Source organism: Halomonas garicola (assembly GCF_031935715.1).
GTDB lineage: Bacteria > Pseudomonadota > Gammaproteobacteria > Pseudomonadales > Halomonadaceae > Vreelandella > Vreelandella garicola.
On sequence record NZ_JASSZF010000011.1, the window covers coordinates 41140 to 57547 of the forward strand.

At 64.0% G+C, this 16408-nt stretch carries 15 protein-coding genes, 2 tRNA genes and 1 pseudogene; 15 read left to right on the top strand and 3 right to left on the bottom strand.

Annotated features, from left to right (window positions below; all coding sequences use genetic code 11):
* Positions 1–19: 19 nt before the first annotated feature.
* Both RS027_RS05885 and RS027_RS05890 read right to left on the bottom strand, forming a co-directional pair.
* A tRNA-Leu gene (locus RS027_RS05885) sits at positions 20–106 on the bottom strand.
* Positions 107–168: 62 nt separating this feature from the next.
* A tRNA-Leu gene (locus tag RS027_RS05890) sits at positions 169–255 on the bottom strand.
* Positions 256–591: 336 nt separating this feature from the next.
* On the opposite strand from RS027_RS05890, the pseudogene rnr reads away from it, so the two are divergent.
* The 12 genes and pseudogenes from rnr to rloA3 all read left to right on the top strand — a co-directional run.
* Positions 592–2936, top strand: a pseudogene (rnr, locus tag RS027_RS05895) (ribonuclease R); the annotation flags it as partial.
* Positions 2937–2948: 12 nt separating this feature from the next.
* Entirely contained in the window at positions 2949–3704 is a 756-nt protein-coding gene (gene rlmB / locus RS027_RS05900) for a 23S rRNA (guanosine(2251)-2'-O)-methyltransferase RlmB (protein ID WP_376717581.1), read from the top strand.
* 153 nt (positions 3705–3857) lie between these two features.
* A complete protein-coding gene (rpsF, locus tag RS027_RS05905; protein ID WP_311954995.1) occupies positions 3858–4271 on the top strand; it encodes a 30S ribosomal protein S6 in 414 nt (137 codons plus the stop codon).
* 62 nt (positions 4272–4333) lie between these two features.
* Entirely contained in the window at positions 4334–4561 is a 228-nt protein-coding gene (gene rpsR, locus RS027_RS05910) for a 30S ribosomal protein S18 (RefSeq protein WP_311954996.1), read from the top strand.
* A gap of 12 nt (positions 4562–4573) precedes the next feature.
* Positions 4574–5425: a hypothetical protein gene (locus RS027_RS05915; RefSeq protein WP_311954998.1), complete on the top strand. Its 852-nt coding sequence runs from the start codon at positions 4574–4576 to the stop codon at positions 5423–5425.
* 28 nt (positions 5426–5453) lie between these two features.
* Positions 5454–5900: a 50S ribosomal protein L9 gene (rplI, locus tag RS027_RS05920; protein ID WP_311955000.1), complete on the top strand. Its 447-nt coding sequence runs from the start codon at positions 5454–5456 to the stop codon at positions 5898–5900.
* 160 nt (positions 5901–6060) lie between these two features.
* Positions 6061–8286: a replicative DNA helicase gene (gene dnaB, locus RS027_RS05925; RefSeq protein ID WP_311955002.1), complete on the top strand. Its 2226-nt coding sequence runs from the start codon at positions 6061–6063 to the stop codon at positions 8284–8286.
* A 104-nt stretch (positions 8287–8390) separates the two neighbouring features.
* Complete coding sequence (locus RS027_RS05930; RefSeq protein ID WP_311955003.1) at positions 8391–8678, top strand: hypothetical protein; 288 nt, start codon at positions 8391–8393, stop codon at positions 8676–8678.
* Positions 8679–8852: 174 nt separating this feature from the next.
* Complete coding sequence (locus RS027_RS05935) at positions 8853–9155, top strand: DUF6482 family protein (protein WP_311955004.1); 303 nt, start codon at positions 8853–8855, stop codon at positions 9153–9155.
* A 171-nt stretch (positions 9156–9326) separates the two neighbouring features.
* Complete coding sequence (gene hemH / locus RS027_RS05940) at positions 9327–10418, top strand: ferrochelatase (protein ID WP_311955005.1); 1092 nt, start codon at positions 9327–9329, stop codon at positions 10416–10418.
* A gap of 188 nt (positions 10419–10606) precedes the next feature.
* A complete protein-coding gene (locus RS027_RS05945; protein WP_376717582.1) occupies positions 10607–11809 on the top strand; it encodes a lytic murein transglycosylase in 1203 nt (400 codons plus the stop codon).
* A gap of 95 nt (positions 11810–11904) precedes the next feature.
* Complete coding sequence (rloA3, locus tag RS027_RS05950) at positions 11905–12468, top strand: retropepsin-like aspartic peptidase RloA3 (RefSeq protein ID WP_311955007.1); 564 nt, start codon at positions 11905–11907, stop codon at positions 12466–12468.
* A gap of 17 nt (positions 12469–12485) precedes the next feature.
* Here rloA3 and RS027_RS05955 read toward each other — a convergent pair whose 3' ends face one another.
* A complete protein-coding gene (locus RS027_RS05955; RefSeq protein WP_311955008.1) occupies positions 12486–13199 on the bottom strand; it encodes a 16S rRNA (uracil(1498)-N(3))-methyltransferase in 714 nt (237 codons plus the stop codon).
* Positions 13200–13371: 172 nt separating this feature from the next.
* On the opposite strand from RS027_RS05955, the gene purD reads away from it, so the two are divergent.
* The 3 genes from purD (at position 13372) to RS027_RS05970 (ending at position 15991) form a co-directional block, all read left to right on the top strand.
* Complete coding sequence (purD, locus tag RS027_RS05960; protein ID WP_311955009.1) at positions 13372–14682, top strand: phosphoribosylamine--glycine ligase; 1311 nt, start codon at positions 13372–13374, stop codon at positions 14680–14682.
* The gene (locus tag RS027_RS05965; RefSeq protein WP_311955010.1) at positions 14682–15554 is read left to right on the top strand and encodes a phosphoribulokinase; all 873 of its coding nucleotides are present in this window, start codon (positions 14682–14684) and stop codon (positions 15552–15554) included. Before purD ends, RS027_RS05965 begins: the two co-directional genes overlap by 1 nt.
* A gap of 95 nt (positions 15555–15649) precedes the next feature.
* Entirely contained in the window at positions 15650–15991 is a 342-nt protein-coding gene (locus RS027_RS05970) for a histidine triad nucleotide-binding protein (RefSeq protein ID WP_311955011.1), read from the top strand.
* Positions 15992–16408: the final 417 nt, after the last annotated feature.

Below are 16408 nucleotides of genomic sequence, written 5' to 3' on the forward strand. Positions count from 1 at the left end.
TTTTGGGGTCGTATTCGCGTGGTGCCCAGGAGAGGACTTGAACCTCCACATCCGCGAGGATACCAGCACCTGAAGCTGGCGCGTCTACCCATTCCGCCACCTGGGCGAATACAACCTTGTGCACCAATGCATGATCGGCAGCGTAAATCATGCTGTCCGTCGATGAATTGGTGCCCGGGAGAGGACTTGAACCTCCACGTCCATACGGACACTAGCACCTGAAGCTAGCGCGTCTACCAATTCCGCCACCCGGGCAAGTGGCGCGTATGATACCGCCGTAATAACAAAACGCAAGCTTTTTTCATCGGGGAACAGATCATCGGGGGCGGAGTGGCCTGCCGCTCTGCCCCTTCGGGGCGCCGGCAAGGCAGTCAGCCAGGCGTCGGTGGAAAAGCGAGAGCATTTGGCGGTTGGGTGATAGCGCGGGCAGCGCTATACTGCCCGCATGATGAAAAGAACACGGTCCATAAAAATATCCGAAAGAACGCTTTCTTTCGCCAGCGCCCCGGGCGCTGACTATCGTTGCACGCCGCGCTCTGCGCCTGCCAGGCTTCACTGCCTTCCATGCACGCCCTCAAGGATGCTTACCGCATGAAAGAATGGACGTTAAGCGATGACGCGCACGCCAAGCGTGAAGCGCACAAGTACTCCAATCCGGCGCCCAGCCGCGAATACCTGCTGGCCGCCCTCGAGGCCTACGGCAAGCCCATCACCCACGACACCATGAGCCGCGTGCTCGGCCTGGATGATGAGGAGCTTCAGGAGGCCGTGCGCCGCCGGCTGGCGGCTATGGAGCGCGACGGCCAGGTGCTGCGCAACCGCGGCGGCGCCTACGCGCTGATCGACAAGCTTGACCTGATCAAGGGCAAGATCATCGGGCACCGCGAAGGCTTCGGCTTTCTCCTGCGCGACGACGGCAAGAAGCCCGACCTGGTGCTCCAGCCCCGGCAGATGCGCCGGGTTTTCCACGGCGATTACGTGCTGGTAAGGGTCAGCGGCCGCGACCGTCGCGGGCGCGATGAGGCCACCATCGTCGAGGTGCTGGCGCGCAATACCCAGACCATGGTGGGCATCTATCGGCGCAACACCCCCGAGTTCGGCGTGATGATTCCGGAAAACCCGCGCATCACCCAGGAAGTCATTGTGCCGCACAGCGTCTGCGCCGGCGCTCAGGACGGTCAGGTGGTGTCGGTCAACATCACCCAGCAGCCCGAGACCCGGGTGCAGCCGGTGGGCGAGGTGGCCGAGGTGCTGGGCGAGCGCATGGACCCGGGCATGGAAATCGACATAGCCATCCGCAGCTACGAGATCCCCGCCGAGTTTCCGCCCGAGGTGCTCGACCAGATTGCCACGATCCCCGCCGAGGTCGAAGAAGACGACAAGCGTCACCGCATCGACCTGCGCGACGTGCCGCTGGTCACCATCGACGACGAGACGGCCAAGGATTTCGACGACGCCATCTGCGCCTGGCAGACCGATACCGGCGAGTGGAAGCTGCTGGTCGCCATTGCCGACGTCTCGCACTACGTGCGCCCGGGAACGCCGCTGGACGACGAGGGCCGCCGGCGCGGCAACTCGGTGTACTTCCCCGGCCAGGTAGTGCCCATGCTGCCGGAGCTCTTGTCCAACGGGCTGTGTTCGCTGAACCCGAAGGTCGACCGGCTGGTGCTGGTCTGCGAGCTGAATATCTCCGCTGCCGGGGAGGTCGGGGACTATCGCTTTTACGAAGCGGTGATGAACTCCCACGCCCGGCTGACCTACAACAAGGTAGCGGCGATCCTCGACAAGGACAGCGAAGAGGGCGCGGCCCTGCGCGAGGAATACGCTGCCCTGGTCAAGCCCCTGGAGCAGCTGCACGGGCTGTATCGCGCACTGCGCCAGGCCCGGGAGGCCCGCGGCGCCATCGAGTTCGATACTACCGAAACCGCGATCGTGTTCAACGACGAGCGCAAGATCGAAAAGATCGTGCCGCGCAGCCGCAACGATGCCCACAAGATGATCGAGGAGTGCATGCTGGCGGCCAACGTCGCTACCGCGCGCTTCCTCAGCATTCACGACCTGCCGGGGCTTTACCGCATCCACGAGAAGCCCTCGGCTGAGCGGCTGGAGAAGCTGCGCCTGTTTCTCAACGAGCTGGGGCTGACCCTGCCCAACGGCGACGACCCGACGCCCCAGGACTTTCAGGCGCTGCGGGAAAGCATCGCCGACCGGCCCGATGCCGACGTCATCCAGACGGTGATGCTGCGCTCGATGAACCAGGCCGTCTACTCGCCCCAGAACGAAGGCCACTTCGGTCTGGCTTACGACGCCTACGCCCACTTTACGTCGCCAATCCGCCGCTACCCGGACCTGCTGGTGCACCGCGCCATCCGCTCGGTCATCCGCGGGCCGCGCAAGACCGGAACCGTGCTGCGCGCCGAGGGCGCACCGGTAGAGCCGCCGAGCCAGTGGTGCCCCTACACCTTCGAGCAGATGCTCGAATTCGGCGAGCACTGCTCGATGACCGAGCGCCGCGCCGACGACGCCACCCGGGACGTGGAAAGCTGGCTCAAGTGCGAGTTCATGTCCGACAAGCTGGGCGAGACCTTCGACGGCAGCGTGGCCGCGGTGACTCAGTTCGGCCTTTTCGTCCGCCTGGACGCGTTCTTTGTCGAGGGCCTTTTGCATATCAGCTCGCTGCCCTCGGACTATTATCATTACGAAGCCGAGAAGCACCGCCTCAAGGGCGAGCGCACCGGCACCACCTACCGGCTCGGCGACAGCGTCACCGTGCAGGTGGCGCGGGTCGACATGGACGACCGCAAGATCGACTTCAGCCTCGCCGACGAACGCCCGCCGAAGCCCCAGCGTCCTTCGCGCCGCCGCCGTAGCGGTTCGGGCGCCAAGGAAGACTCGGCGTGAGCGCGAAGTCACCTGCTTCGCGGCGGGGGCCGCGGCCCCCGGAAGGGCTGGATCACGTCTTCGGCGTACACGCGCTCGAAAGCCTGCTGGAGCGGGGCGAGGCGCCCCGGGAGCTGTGGGTGCAGCAGGGTGCGAGCAAGCGCCTGCAGGCGATGATCCGCCGGGCTAAGGACGCCGGGGCGACGGTGAAGGAGCACCCCCGGGAGGCGCTCGATCAGCTCACTCGGGGGGGCACCCACCAGGGCGTGGTGGCGTTCTGCCCGCCGCTGGTAGCGGAAAGCGAAGCCTCGTTGATGCTCAAGCTCAAGGCCTGGCCCGCGGCTGAGCCGCCGCTACTGCTGGTGCTTGATGGCGTGACCGACGTGCACAACTTTGGCGCCTGCCTGCGAAGCGCCGATGCCGCCGGCGCCCACGGCGTGATCGTTGCCAAGGACAAGGCCGCGCCGCTGAACGCCACGGTGCGCAAGGTCGCCTGCGGCGCGGCAGAAAGCGTGCCGGTCTACCAGGTAACCAACCTGGCGCGTACGCTTGGCGCCTTGCGAGACGCCGGCGTATGGATAACCGGCACCGCCGGCGAGGCCCGGGAGAGCGTCTACGAGATCGACTTCAGCGGCCCCGTGGCGCTGGTCATGGGCGCCGAGGGCAAAGGCATGCGCCGGCTCACCCGAGAGGCCTGCGACTATCTGGCCAAGCTGCCCATGGCGGGGCAGGTGGAAAGCCTCAACGTTTCCGTGGCCACCGGTATCTGTCTGTTCGAGGCGCTGCGCCAGCGCCGGCTTGCAAGTCAAGCCCCGCTTCCCTAGAATGCCTGCGCCCGCTTTTTACCGGCGGGCATTTTTATCAGTTCTGCTTGATGCCCGGCGGCGCACCGCGCGTACCCGGCGCATTGTAGTATGACTCCTTGCTTCCTTGAGGCGCCGCGCCCAATGGAAGCTGCCAAACCGCAAGGAGATTCCATGCGTCATTATGAAATCGTGTTCATGGTCCACCCGGACCAGAGCGAGCAGGTGCCGGCCATGGTCGAGCGCTACACCAGCATTGTCACCGAAAACGGCGGCACCCTGCATCGCCTGGAAGATTGGGGCCGTCGCCACATGGCGTACCCGATCAACAAGATCCACAAGGCCCACTACGTGCTGATGAACGTCGAGTGCGAAGGCGAGACGCTTGAAGAGCTGGAAAACATCTTCCGCTTCAACGACGCCATCATCCGCAGCCTGGTTATGCGCTGCAAGGAAGCGATCACCGAGGCGTCACCGATGATGAAGCCGGTGGAAGAGAAGCGCCAGCGCCGTGACGACAAGCCTCGCGACGACAAGCCGCGTGATGAGAAGCCGCGCGACGACAAGCCGCAGAGCGAGTCCGCGTAACATCGCCACGGTCGCCCGCTGCGGCCAACGCTTTACTACTGCACGTATCAAGGAGCTATTTCATGGCACGTTTTTTCCGTCGCCGCAAGTTTTGCCGCTTTACCGCTGAAGGCGTCAAGCAGATCGACTACAAGGATCTGGACACGCTGAAGGCCTACGTCACCGAGACCGGCAAGATCGTACCCAGCCGTATTACCGGCACCAAGGCGCGCTACCAGCGCCAGCTGGCCGGCGCCGTCAAGCGGGCGCGCTACCTGGCCCTGCTGCCCTATACCGATAGCCACCAGTAAGCCGCCCACGCCATGCTGGCTTTTGCCCGTTGGCTGATGCAGCGGCCGAGCTACGCCGTGGGTGCGGCAGTGCTGGCCTCGCTGGTGCCCTGGCTTTTCTGGCTGGGGGCGGCGATTGCCGCTCTGGTGACCCTTCGCAAGGGGTTTGCCGCCGCGCTGCCGGTGATTCTGGCCGCGGCTATCCCGGCGGGATGGTGGTGGACCCAGGGCGACGTGGTGCCGCTTTCCAGCGTGCTGCTGGCAACGCTGATGAGTGTGATTCTGCGCGAGCGCATGCGCTGGGGCGAAGCACTGATTGTCGGCACTTTGGCCTGCGCCGCCATGATTCAGCTGGGCATTTTCAGCCCGCCTGGCGGCAGCGACGCCATGCTGGAGCAGCTGCGCCAGAACTCTAGCGAGTTCGATCGCCTGGTCACCGAGCTTGGCAATACGGGGTACGACACCTCGCTGCTGGCCGATCTGGTCATCAACGGGGTGACCGGCCTGGTGGTGATACTGCTGGCGATTGCCTGTTTAGCGCTTGCGCGCAGCTGGCAGGCGGGGCTTTATAACCCCGGCGGCTTTCGCCAGGAGTTTCACGCCTTGCGCCTGACGCCCCGGGAGCTTGCCCTGCTGGTAGGGCTCGGCGCCATCAGCATGCTGTTCGATATAGCGGGATTTGCGCTGATTGGCTGGGTGCCGCTGCTGATTGCCGGCGTGGCGCTGGTACACGGAATTATTGGATTAAAGGAGATGAACGGGCTGTGGCTCGGCGCATTTTACCTGCTGCTGATTACCACCTGGCCCATGATTCTCATTGTGCTGCTGTCAGGGCTGATTGATTCGTTCGCCAACGTTCGCGCACGCCTTGCCCGCAGCAACTGACAGTAGCAACTGACAAGAGGTTTACGAGATGGAAGTCATTCTGCTCGACAATATTGGCAAGCTGGGCGGCCTGGGTGATCAGGTCACCGTCAAGCCCGGTTACGGACGTAACTACCTGGTACCCTACGGCCACGCCGTACCGGCCACCAAAGACAACATCGCCGCGTTTGAAGCCCAGCGCGCCGAGCTTGAAGCCCAGGCGGCCGAGCGCCGCGCCGAGGCGGAAGCGCGCGCCGAGCAGCTCAACGACATTGAGCTGTCGCTGGTCTCCAAGGCCGGTGATGAAGGCAAGCTGTTCGGTTCAATCGGGCCGCGCGACCTGGCCGATGCGATCTCCTCCGCGGGTATCGACGTATCCCGGAGCGAAGTGCGCATGCCGGAAGGGCCGCTGCGCCAGACCGGCGAATACGACATCACGCTGCACCTGCACGCTGAAGTCGACGCCGTGGTGCGCATCGTGGTGGTGGGTGAATAACCCCTGACCGCATAAGCGACGCTGCGCCCCTGGGGGCGCAATAGCGGCGCTTGGCTTGACGCTATGCAAGGGCGCGGGGAGACTCCCCGCGCCCTTTGTGTTCCCGGCTCCCGGCCGGATGCCGTATCCTTTCGTTGACCGTACTGCCAAGGAGCTTGCCATGCCGGACGCCACCCATGAGGCGCTGCCCGTGGATCAGGAAACCGCGGCGCTGAAGCTGCCGCCCCATTCCCTGGAGGCCGAACAGTCGGTGCTCGGCGGGCTGATGCTCGACAATCCGGCCTGGGACCATATCTCGGACCACCTGGCGGCCGATGACTTCTACCGCTACGAACACCGCCTGATCTTCAACGTCATGGCGCATCTGGCCGAAGCCGGCCAGCCCCTGGACGTGGTCACGCTCTCCGAGGCCCTGGAAGCCCGGGACCAGCTGAGTGCTGTCGGCGGGCTCGGGTTTCTTGCCGAGCTGGCGCGCAATACGCCGTCGGCCAGCAACATCCGTGCCTATGCCGAGATCGTGCGCGAGCGGGCCACCCTGCGCAAGCTGATCCGCGCCGCCAACCAGATTGCCGACGGTGCCTTCGCCTCCCAGGGGCGCCCGGCGGATGAGCTGCTCAACGAAGCCGAGCGGCTGGTGTTCCAGATCGCCGAGGAACGCCCCAAGACCGGCGGCCCCATCGGTATGAGCGACCTTCTGACCAAGGCAGTGGATCGCATCGACGAGCTCTTTAATCTCAAGGGAGAGATGACCGGGCTACCCTCGGGCTTTCGCGACTTCGACGAAATGACCACCGGGCTGCAGCCGTCGGATCTGGTGATCATTGCCGGAAGGCCGTCGATGGGCAAATGCATCATGGCCGGGTCACGCCTGGTGGATCCGGATAGCGGAGCGCTGGTCACCATTGATGAGCTGGTCGAGCGCAAGCAGGCAGGGCTGCTAACCCTGAGCGACAATTTTACGTTGACGCCGTCCTGTGCATCGGCCTTTGTCGACGATGGCCAAAAGCCGGTATTCAAGGTACGCACGGCGCTGGGGCGTGAAATTGCCACGACGCTGACGCACCCGTTTCTGACCGCTGGAGGCTGGAAGCCCTTAGGGGACATGGCGGTAGGGGACAGGGTTGCCGTGCCGCGGTCTCTGCCGGTATTTGGTCAGGAAAGCATGCCCGAGCATGAGGTCATTCAGCTGGCAAATCAGGTCGAAAAAGAAGGCGGATTGCAGAGTCGTCTGCCGCCTGCAGTATTCCGCTTGCCGAGGCACCAGCTTGCGCTGTTTTTAAATTGCCTGTTTGCCGGTAATGGAAGCGCCTATTTGCAGACGAGCGACCAGCCTTTACCGAGCTATGCTTCCTCCAGCCGTGATCAGCTCCGTGAAGTACAGCATTTGTTGCTGCGTTTTGGCATTTTAGCCAAGGTGCGGAAAAAGGTCGTGCAAGATACAGCTTCGAACTGTACAGCTTTGGAGCTGCAGATTCTGGAGGGTGAGGACGCAGAAATCTTTACCACTGAGATCAATATGCCGAGCGAGCAAGCACGCTTGGTGGCTGCGCAACATTCAGATGTGTACTGGGACAGGATTGTCGAGATCGAGCCGCTGGGCTATCAGCAGGTTTATGACCTCACCGTGGACGGCACGCACAACTTCATTGCCGAGGATATCTGCGTACATAACACCACGCTTGCCATGAACATGGTCGAGCACGCGGTCATTTCCAGCGACAAGCCGGTGATGGTGTTTTCCATGGAGATGCCCGCGGAGTCGCTGATGTTGCGCATGCTGTCATCGCTTGGGCGGATCGACCAGACCCGGGTGCGCACCGGGCAGCTGGAAGACGAGGACTGGCCGCGGCTGACCTCGGCGGTCAACATCCTCAAGGACAAGCAGCTTTTCATCGACGATACCGCGGCGCTGTCGCCCAACGAGATGCGCTCGCGGATTCGCCGCGTGGTGCGTGAGCACGGCAACATGGCGCTGATCATGATCGACTACCTGCAGCTGATGCAGATTCCAGGCTTTTCCGAAAACCGCACCGGGGAGATATCGGAGATTTCGCGCTCGCTGAAGGGGCTGGCCAAGGAGTTTGGCTGCCCCGTAGTGGCGCTCTCCCAGCTCAACCGCTCGCTGGAGCAGCGGCCCAACAAGCGCCCGGTGATGTCGGATCTGCGCGAATCCGGCGCCATCGAGCAGGATGCCGACGTCATCGCCTTTGTTTATCGCGACGAGGTCTACAATCCGGATAATCCCGACAACCAGGGGCTTGCCGAACTGATTGTCGGCAAGCAGCGTAACGGCCCGATCGGCACCGTTCACATGGCGTTCATCGGCAAGTACACGCGCTTTGAGGATCTGGCGCCGGACAGCTACGGCGAAGCCTTCGGCTCGTAAGTGCCCCGCCTGGGCGCTTGAGACTCGTGGGCGAGCACGTATAATGCCCGGCCCGTTGAAGACGGCGCCGGTATCCAACCCACACATCATGAAGAGGATGCACCATGGCAGGTGGTTTTCGCCGCGGTAAACGCACGCCCAAACTGGAGGCTCGCGGAGAGCTTCAGGCCGTAAAACGCGAAGGGCCGTTCCAGGAATGGCTGGGCATGCCCGATCTGTATCGCTATGCGCTGACGGTAGACGGCGAGGAATACAGCTACCAGACCGAAGACGCCGAGCTTCCCGTTGCCATTGGCGATCGGGTGGTATTTCGCTACAAGGAAACCAAAGCCGGCAACTGGGTGGATCGCAACTCGCTGGGCAAGGCCATCGATCCGTCCGAATATCAGTAGGCCCCGGTGCCGGCGTTCGCCGCCGGGGAACTTAACGGCACTTTTGCCGTCATAACAGTAATCTACCGGCGTAATGGCCCGTCAGCCGGGCGGTACATCTCGTACCGTCCGGCCGTGCCGTTACCCGGCTGTCGCATTTATGCTGACAAGCGTGTAATCCACAGGAGGGAGCTTATGGAACTGAAAGAGCTCAGGCAGTTTGCCAGCCAGCACGACAATTTTGATATCCGCGTAATCACCCATACGGGCAGCCAGCTTTACCAGGTCGAACTCGAGGACGTGGAAGGGCGTCACCACCTGCTGATGCAGGGCAATAAGCCAATGCTGTTTCGTGCCCTCGACGAGGTCTATACCGAACTCAGGCGCGCCGGCATTTACCGTGCCTGCCTGATCCAGTACATTCCCCACGACGAGCTGGTCGGCCACGATGCCTTCCATCACGAGCCTGCAGCGGCCCGTCTCCCTCTGATTTTTTAGCCGCGGCAAGGTGGCAATCCAGCGGCGGGCGTTTGGCCAGCGCCGTTTGCATAACGGCTATTTTGCCAATAGTTATACAGCGGCTCTTTTTAGCACAAGTTTTTGTCGCCGCCAGCGGTAAAAGTGCTACCATCCGGGAGTGTCGAAATGCCGGATTTCAGGAGAGACGCCATGAGTACCACGATAGCCAAGGATCAGCCGGGTGAGGGCCGCCTTGAGCATACCCAGACTGATCACCCTCCCATTGCCCGAGCGAAAGTCGGCGTGGTACTGGTTAACCTTGGCACGCCGGACAATACCGACTACTGGTCCATGCGGCGCTACCTCGGCGAATTCCTCTCCGACCAGCGCGTGGTGGACTACGCCCGCTGGAAGTGGCAGCCGATCCTGCAGCTGATCGTCCTCACCCGCCGCCCGTTTCTGTCGGGCCAGGCCTATAAAAGCATCTGGAATACAGAGAAAGACGAAAGTCCGCTACTGACCATAACCCGGGCGCAAACGGAAAAGTTCGCCGCGCAAATGCAGGCGCTTTACGGCGATGAGGTAGTCGTGGACTTCTGTATGCGCTACGGCAACCCCTCAACGGAAAGCGTGCTGACGCGGCTGGTGGAAAACGGCTGCGAGCGCATCGTGTTCTTCCCGCTGTATCCGCAATACGGCTCGCCGACCACGGCCACGGCCAACGACCAGGCCTTTCGGGCGCTGATGAAAATGAAATGGCAGCCGTCCATCCGCACCGTGCCCGCTTATTTCGAGCATCCAGGGTATTTGCGCGCGCTGGCCAATTCCGTCACCGATGTCTATGAGCCATTGAGCGAGCGGCCCAGCAAGCTGGTGGCCAGCTACCACGGCGTACCCGAGCGCTTTTTGCTCGACGGCGACCCCTACCACTGCCAGTGCCAGAAAACCACCCGTCTGCTGCGCGAGCAGCTGGGCTGGGAGAAGGGCGATATCGACACGGCCTTCCAGTCCAAGTTTGGCCCGGAAAAATGGCTGGGGCCGGCAACGGTGGATCACGTCGCCGAGCTTGCCAAGCAGGGCCATAAGCACATCGCGGTGATTTCGCCGGCGTTTACCGCCGACTGCGTGGAAACCCTGGAAGAGATCGAGGACGAAATCCGCGAAAGCTTCATGGCCGCCGGCGGCGAAACCTTCACCTATATCCCCTGCCTGAACGACCGCGACGATCACATCGAGGCGCTGGTGGACATCGCCAACAACGAGCTTGGCGGCTGGGTGCTGCCCGTGTCGAACACCGCCTGATTGGCGGTGAGGCACCGAGGGCTGCCCGGTATGCAGTAAAGGCTGGCGTTGGCTGGCGTTGTAAGGGATCATCGCTTCTTTGCCTGCCACGCTTGAGGAGCGCCATGTTGTCTTTTACCCAGAGATTGTCTATCGCTCAGCCGTTTGCCGTCCGGCGAGGGCTCCTCCGGGCGTCGCTGCTGGGGCTTATGCTCACCGCGGGCGCTGTCCAGGCCGAAGGCGGGCTGATGAGCGAGGTCGACGGCCGCACGGCCAAGGACGCGGCAGCGGGCGAGCAGCAGCGCGCCGGCTTTGAGCAGTGGCTTGCCGGGTTTCGCCGCCACGCCGCCGCCCAGGGGGTTAGCGAGCAGACGCTGACCCGGGCGCTCGACGGCGTGCGCTATCGGGCCAAGATCATCGAGCATGACCGCCATCAGCCGGAGTTCGTCCGGCCGATCTGGCAGTATCTGGATACCGCCGTTTCCAGCGCCCGAGTAACGACCGGGCGCGAAAAGCTCGCCGCCCACGGCGACACCGCCCGGGAAATGGAGCGCCGCTACGGCGTGCCCGCCGAGATAATCGTGGCGATCTGGGGCATCGAGAGCAACTACGGCAGCCACTTCGGCAGCTATTCCACCCTGGATGCCTTTGCCACCCTGGCCTTCGACGGGCGCCGGCGCGACTTTGCCCGCCAGGAGCTGCTCGCCGCGCTCAAGATCGTCGACGCCGGCGATATCTCTGCCGACGACATGGTGGGCTCCTGGGCCGGCGCCATGGGGCATACCCAGTTCATTCCCTCGAGCTTCATGGCCTACGCCGTGGACGGCGACGGCGACGGCCGGCGCGATATCTGGGACAGCATCCCCGACGTCATGGCCTCGACGGCCAACTACCTCAAGCGAGCCAGCTGGCAGCCGGGCAAGCCCTGGGGCGCCGAGGTCCGTCTGCCGGACGACTTCGACTACGCGCAGACCGGGCGGCGGAGCACCGCTGAGTGGCGCCGCCAGGGCGTGCGCGCGATAAACGACACGCTGCCCGAATTCTCAAGCGCCGAGGTGATCGTACCCGCCGGCGCCCAGGGGCCGGCGTTTCTCACCGGCCCCAACTTTCGCAGCATCCTGCGCTACAACAACGCCACCAGCTACGCGCTGGCCGTGGCCAAGCTAGGCGACGCCATTGCCGAACGCGAAGGCATCGTTCAGAGCTGGCCCCGGGAGCAGGCGCCGCTCACCCGGGACGACGTCTTCCGGCTGCAGCAGCTGCTCAATCGGCTGGGGCACGACGTGGGCGGTGCCGACGGCATCATGGGCCCCAATACCCGTAAGGGCCTGCGCGCGTTTCAGCGCGACCAGGGGCTGACGGCGGACGGCTTTGCCACCCAGGCGCTGCTTGCGCGGCTGGAAAACGCCTGAGCCTGCTGACCCATACCGCAATCACGAAATACCCCGGGGTGCCCGGCGTCTCGGCCTTTGAATACCCATGCCAATCGGCTAACGGAGAATAGCGTATGACACCATCAGTAAAGCGAGTGGCTGCCGGCCTTGCCGCCGGGTGGCTGCTGAGCGCGGGCGCAGCCCTTGCCGACGATTCGACCCAGGTGTTCGGCTGGGTGGAAAAAGCCGAGCTCAAGCCCTGGGACATCAAGGTCAAGGCCAAGCTCGACAGCGGCGCGCTGACGTCGTCCATTGACGCCCGGGACATTGAAACCTTTACCAAGGACGACGAGGACTGGGTGCGTTTTCGCTTTGAGATGGAAGACGAAGACAGCGGTGAGACCGCGAGCGAAGAGGTCGAGCGCCCGCTTTACCGCTCCCTGACCGTGCGCGGCGCCGGCGGCCGGGACGAGCGCCCGGTGGTGCTGCTCAATCTGTGCGTGGGCGATACCGTCTATGAAGAGCAGTTCAGCCTGCGCGACCGCGGCGAAATGTTCTACCCGGTGCTGCTCGGGCGTCGCACCATCGGCCATCTGGGGCATCTGGACGTGAGCAAGACGTTTATCCAGGATCCCGCATGCGGTGAGGATGCCGAGTTCGTCGAGCACGAGCCCGAAGAAGACAGGGACGACGACTAGCCCCGGCGCAGGCAGGCTTAGAACAGCCGCGCCAGCAGGGCAGTGACGGCGGTTTCCACGCGCAGAATGCGCGGTCCCAGGTGCATGCCCTCGCAGCCGGCGGCGAGCAGCCGCTCGATTTCCCAGTCGATAAAACCGCCCTCGGGCCCGACCACCAGCGCGACCGGCTCGGTTAGCCCCCGGGGACAGGGCCGGGCCATGCCCGGATGCGCGACCAGCCCGCGACGGTGCGTCAGCAGTTCGGGCAGCACGTCTTCGGCAAAGGGCCGAAAGCCGCGCTGCCGCGTCACCGCCGGCATCACCGTATCCCGGGCCTGCTCGAGCCCCAGCACCAGGTGCTGGCGGATCTTGTCGGGGTCAAGCTCCGGCGACTGCCAGTAGCTTTTCTCCACGCGCCGGGTGTGCAGCAGGGTGATCTCTTTCACTCCGAGCGCCGTCACGTGCTCAAGGGTGCGCGCCAGCATGCGCGGGCGCGGCAGGGCCAGCACCAGGTGCACGGGCAGCGCCGGCGGCGGGGCTTCCTCCAGCGGCGCCAGGGCAAAGGTGGCCCGGTCAGCGTCAAGCGCGGTGAGCTCGGCCGTACCCATGGCGCCGCCGGCAACGCCCACGGTCAAGCGCTGGCCGGGTGCTGCCCGGTGCACCTCGCGCAGGTGGCGCAGGCGGCGCGGATCGCGGATCGTGGCGCCGCCGTCGGCGGTAATATCGTCGGGGCTGAGTAAAATCAGGTTCATGGCGTGTCTGGCTGGTGGCGTGTGAAGCACGGCGGCACTTCGGGTGGCCGAGGCCCGCCGGTAAAAACGCCGGCGCGACCTGCCCGGCCGTGCTCCGGGCTGTGGCATAATACGCCCGAGTAGCGCGCGTGGCGAACGCGGTAACGGCTGAACGAAGCTCAAAAGGGATAGCATGGAAGTATTACTCATAGGCGGCGGTGGCCGCGAACACGCGCTGGCGTGGAAGATGGCCCAGTCGCCAATGGTCGAGCAGGTGCTGGTGGCGCCGGGTAACGCCGGCACCGCCGGCGAGCCCAAGCTTGTCAACGTCGACGTGGCCGCCACCGACATTGACGCCCTGGTGGCGCTGGCCGAAAAAAGGCAGGTCGGGCTGACCGTGGTCGGGCCCGAAGCGCCGCTGGTAGAGGGCGTGGTCGACCGCTTTCAGGCCGCCGGCCTGACGATTTTTGGCCCCACCCGGGCGGCGGCTCAACTGGAAGGCTCCAAGGCGTTCTCCAAGGATTTTCTCGCCCGCCACGCCATCCCTTCCGCGGCCTATCAGACCTTTACCGACGTCGCCCCGGCGCTTGACTACGTGAGCAAGGTCGGCGCGCCCATCGTCATCAAGGCCGACGGCCTGGCGGCGGGCAAGGGCGTGGTGGTCGCGGCGACCGAAAGCGAAGCCGAGGCGGCCATTCGCGACATGCTGGAAGCCAACGCCTTCGGCGCTGCCGGCGCCCAGGTGGTAGTCGAGGAGTTTCTCGAGGGCGAAGAGGCCAGCTATATCGTTTTGGTCGACGGCGATAGCGTCGTGCCCATGGCTACCAGCCAGGATCACAAGCGCGCCTATGACGGCGACACCGGCCCCAACACCGGCGGCATGGGCGCCTATTCGCCGGCGCCGGTGGTAACCCCGGAGGTGGACGCGCGCATCATGAGCCAAGTCATCGAGCCCACGGTGCGCGGCATGGCGGAAGAAGGCACGCCCTATAGCGGCTTTCTTTATGCCGGGCTGATGATCGACGCCGCGGGCAATCCGAAAGTCATCGAATACAACTGCCGCTTCGGCGACCCCGAAACCCAGCCGATCATGCTGCGACTGACCTCGGACTTCGCCGAGCTGTGCCTGGCCGGGGCCAACGGCGAGCTTGCCGGGCACCGGTGTTGCTGGGACAGCCGAGCGGCGGTGGGCGTGGTCATGGCCGCCGGCGGCTACCCGGGCAGCTATGAAAAGGGCCATGCCATCAGCGGTATCGACGCTGCCGAGCAAAGCGGCTGCAAGGTATTTCAGGCCGGTACCGCAAGTGCTGCCGACGGCAGTACGGTCACCGCCGGCGGGCGCGTTCTCTGCGTGACCGCCCTGGGCGACAGCGTGCTCGAAGCCCGGGAGGCCGTCTACCGGGGCGTGGACTGCGTGCGCTGGGAGGGCGCGGAATATCGCCGCGACATTGCCCACCGCGCCCTCGCGCGGGAAGCCACTCGGGCCCAGGCGCGGGGTAGCTGATGTCACGCGAATTTCCCATCATCGCCGTCACCGGCTCCTCCGGGGCCGGCACTACCACGGTGCGGCGCAGCTTCGAGCGCATGTTTCAGCGGGAAGACGTCCACGCCGCCATGGTCGACGGCGACGCCTTTCACCGCTATACCCGCGACGACCTGCACCGCATGTACTGCGCCGAACCCGAGCGCTACGAAAAGCTGTCCCACTTTTCGCCGGGCGCCAACCTTCTGGACCGCCTTGAAGCGCTGTTCATGGAGTACGGCGAGCACGGCAGCGGCGAATATCGCCACTATATTCATGCCGAAGACAAACAGAAAATCGAGGCGGGCTACCGGGTTGGCACCTTCACCGAGTGGCGGCCGCTGCCCAGCAGCACTGACCTACTATTTTACGAAGGGCTGCACGGCGGGCTGGTCACCGAGGACTACGATATTGCCCGGCACGTGGATCTGCTGATCGGCGTGGCCCCGGCGATGAATCTTGAGTGGATTCAAAAAATCGATCGCGATACCCGGATGCGCGGCTATTCCCAGGAAGCGGTGATCGACACCATCCTTGGGCGCATGGGCGACTACGTGCGCTGCATCCAGCCGCAGTTTTCCCGCACGCACATCAACCTGCATCGCGTGCCCGTGGTGGACACCTCGAATCCCTTTGAGGTGCAGGATATTCCTACCGACGGCGAGTCGTTCATCGTCATCCGTTTTCGCGACCATTCCCGGGTGGATTTTCCCTGGCTGCTGGCCATGATCAACGACTCTTTCATGACCCGGCCGCATACCCTGGTGGTCCCCGGAGCGCGGCTGGCGCTAGCCATGGAGCTGATTCTGGGGCCGCTTTTGCGCCAGCTGCTGGCCGAGCGACGCTTTTACTAGCCGCGGCCGATGGCAACTGCCGGGCAAAAACGCTACCGTAAGCGCAGCCGTGCGCGGCTCGCCCGCGCCACTGTTGAATGCAAGGAGGGGTATTGATGGAATGTTTGTTCTGCAAGATGGTCGAGCGCGAAGTCCCCGCCGACATCGTTTATGAAGATGAGCACGTGCTGGCGTTCAACGATATCAATCCTCAGGCGCCGACCCACGTGCTGATCATCCCCAAAAAGCACATCGCCACGCTCAACGACATGAACGAGAGCGATCTGGAAACCGTCGGTCGTTTGCAGTACGTCGCGGCGAAGCTAGCCAAGCAAAACGGCTTTGCCGAAGACGGCTACCGGGTGGTAATGAACTGCAACAAGGCCGGCGGCCAGACGGTCTACCACATCCACATGCACCTGCTCGGCGGCCGCGAATTCACCTGGCCGGCGGGGTAGGCGATACCGTGGAAAGGCGCCATTCTCGCTAACGAGTCATCGCGAGCGAAGCGTGGCGATCTGGCACTTGCGGTGGCACTTTTCCCACTACCGTCATCGCGAGGAGCGTAGCGACGTGGCGATCTCGTATGTGCGGTGGCGTTATAAGCAAAACCCGAGATGGCCACGCTTCGCTCGCCATGACACGACAGCCTTGTGCACGCCTCCCACTACTGTCATCGCGAGGAGCGTAGCGACGTGGCGATCTCGTATGTGCGGTGGCGTTATAAGCGAAACCCGAGATGGCCACGCTTCGCTCGCCATGACACGACAGCCTTGTGCACGCCTCCCACTACCGTCATCGCGAGGAGCGTAGCGACGTGGCGATCTCGTATGTGCGGTGGCGTTATAAGCGAAACCCGAGATGGCCACGCTTCG

Coding starts and splice junctions, on each gene's coding strand:
- RS027_RS05915 (WP_311954998.1), top strand. CDS start 4,574: ATGCTGGCTTTTGCCCGTTGGCTGATGCAGCGGCCGAGCTACGCCGTG.
- RS027_RS05945 (WP_376717582.1), top strand. CDS start 10,607: ATGCTCACCGCGGGCGCTGTCCAGGCCGAAGGCGGGCTGATGAGCGAG.
- rpsF (WP_311954995.1), top strand. CDS start 3,858: ATGCGTCATTATGAAATCGTGTTCATGGTCCACCCGGACCAGAGCGAG.
- rpsR (WP_311954996.1), top strand. CDS start 4,334: ATGGCACGTTTTTTCCGTCGCCGCAAGTTTTGCCGCTTTACCGCTGAA.
- RS027_RS05955 (WP_311955008.1), bottom strand. CDS start 13,199: ATGAACCTGATTTTACTCAGCCCCGACGATATTACCGCCGACGGCGGC.
- rplI (WP_311955000.1), top strand. CDS start 5,454: ATGGAAGTCATTCTGCTCGACAATATTGGCAAGCTGGGCGGCCTGGGT.
- RS027_RS05930 (WP_311955003.1), top strand. CDS start 8,391: ATGGCAGGTGGTTTTCGCCGCGGTAAACGCACGCCCAAACTGGAGGCT.
- hemH (WP_311955005.1), top strand. CDS start 9,327: ATGAGTACCACGATAGCCAAGGATCAGCCGGGTGAGGGCCGCCTTGAG.
- RS027_RS05965 (WP_311955010.1), top strand. CDS start 14,682: ATGTCACGCGAATTTCCCATCATCGCCGTCACCGGCTCCTCCGGGGCC.
- RS027_RS05970 (WP_311955011.1), top strand. CDS start 15,650: ATGGAATGTTTGTTCTGCAAGATGGTCGAGCGCGAAGTCCCCGCCGAC.
- purD (WP_311955009.1), top strand. CDS start 13,372: ATGGAAGTATTACTCATAGGCGGCGGTGGCCGCGAACACGCGCTGGCG.
- rloA3 (WP_311955007.1), top strand. CDS start 11,905: ATGACACCATCAGTAAAGCGAGTGGCTGCCGGCCTTGCCGCCGGGTGG.
- dnaB (WP_311955002.1), top strand. CDS start 6,061: ATGCCGGACGCCACCCATGAGGCGCTGCCCGTGGATCAGGAAACCGCG.
- RS027_RS05935 (WP_311955004.1), top strand. CDS start 8,853: ATGGAACTGAAAGAGCTCAGGCAGTTTGCCAGCCAGCACGACAATTTT.